1 protein-coding gene is annotated in these 1,739 nt (G+C 58.0%); it reads right to left on the reverse strand.

What is annotated here, in order from left to right; all coding sequences use genetic code 11:
* Positions 1-193 precede the first annotated feature (193 nt).
* Positions 194-1,739 (reverse strand): hypothetical protein (locus NTW95_14665; GenBank protein ID MCX6558651.1); only part of this gene is annotated, 1,546 nt, incomplete at its 5' end.

Below are 1,739 nucleotides of genomic sequence, written 5' to 3' on the forward strand. Positions count from 1 at the left end.
GTGACGCGTGACAACACAAATCATCCGCCAGTCTTGGTGGATTTGATTTGTTTGTCCTCGAAGAGGATGCGAAACGCGCAACGAGGAAGAAAAGGCAAAACGCAATGTAGGGGCGGTTCGTGAACCGCCCTCTTGACAGATGACGCAAGCGTCTACCAAAAGAAAAGAAAAAATTCAGAGTAAGAATTCCTATTTACTTGTCATTAAAGACAATTGATCTGCCTTTTTTCGAAATGCAGATTGGCTTTTTATTAGGAGTGATTTGAAGACAGATTTCTTTTTTGGACAGGCTGGCGATGTCAACGGTCAAACGATCGGAACTTTCGAAACTGAAGCTGTCGCCGGCTTTGTGCACGTCTATTTTGAAACGATCACCGTTGACCGCAAAGCTGTAGCAGTCGAAATCCTCCTCCAGCCCCAGCTGGCCGCGCAGGACCGCTTCGCCCAGGACGCCGGCGGCCCCGGCGTAGAACGACGCCCCCTGGCCGTTGCCGGCCCGGTCGGACCATTCGAAGATGTTGTTGTCGCGGAGATTCTTAACGACGATCTCTTTCAGGTATGCCTCGGCTTCATTGCGAAACCCGGCCTGATAGAGGGCCGCGACCATCCGGCCGCCGATCCAGTCCCATTCGCCCCCGTTTTGATAGCTCCAGGGGGAAAGGAGGGGATGGGGGAAAAAATCCCGCGGATAAGGCGGCAGCAGGGTGAAAGAAACGCTGCGCAACCCGAATTGTTTTTTCCTTTCCTCCAGGACTTTGATAAAACGTTCGATCTCGGAACGGCTCATCAGGCCGGCGCGCATAGCCTCGGCATTGCCGCCAATGGCCAGGATCTCCTCTTCCATGGTCAGGAACTCCTCTTTGCCCTCCAGGCGGTGGACGAGGAAATATCCTTGCTCGGGGAGGAAGAGCTGTTGCCGGCAAGCGGCCGCGACCACCTTCTCGCGCTGGCGCCATTTGCCGGCCAACGTTGCGTCGTTCATGCACCCGGCGATCATGGTCATCTTATGCGCCGCCTGGATGAAGAGGGCTTGGGCATAGATCGAATAGGTCCGCCGCGACCTATCGGAGAGGTCGACGGCCCGCTGGTCGGCATAGGAGCGCTCCACATCGCCCCAGTCGGCGGTGAAGCCGCTCCAGATGAGGCCGCGCCGTGCGTCGCGGCGATTTCGCCACAGCCAGTCGAGCGCCAGGTCGAGGCGGCGCAAGCGCGGGATCCCGTTCACCTGGCCGTTGAGCCAGGCCGGGTCGTCCAGGGCCAGCCAATATGCGGCCAAAACCAGCGAGCTCTCCTGGTCGCTCTCCACTGTATTTTTGTCGCTGCGCCCCGTTGTGTCCACCCAGTCGCAAATTTCGCCCTCAGGGCTCTGCCGGCTCAAAAAATGGCCGATCATTTCCTGGAGTTGCCCGCTGGTGTAAAAAAATCGGGCATAGAACATCAGCGTGGCCGTGTCGCGGATCCAGACCTGCGGATAATCGGTCCCGGCGCTGAAGCCGAATAATTTTCCCTCATGCCAGGCTTCGTTGTTCTTCAACGTCTGGCGCAGGAGATACTGCTCGCGGTCGAGCCACTTGCGGCCGCTGGCATAACAGGTGGGCAGCCAGGCTTTTTTAAAAGCGGCCGAAACCAACGGCCGCAGGCTCAGGCTCAAGAAAGAGGGGCGCCAGTTTTTACTCCGGCCCCAGAAACTGCCCTCGCGCACTAGCTCCCACTCGACCGTGTACATCCCGGGCGCCAGG

This window comes from Candidatus Aminicenantes bacterium (assembly GCA_026393795.1).
Classification (GTDB): domain Bacteria; phylum Acidobacteriota; class Aminicenantia; order UBA2199; family UBA2199; genus UBA2199.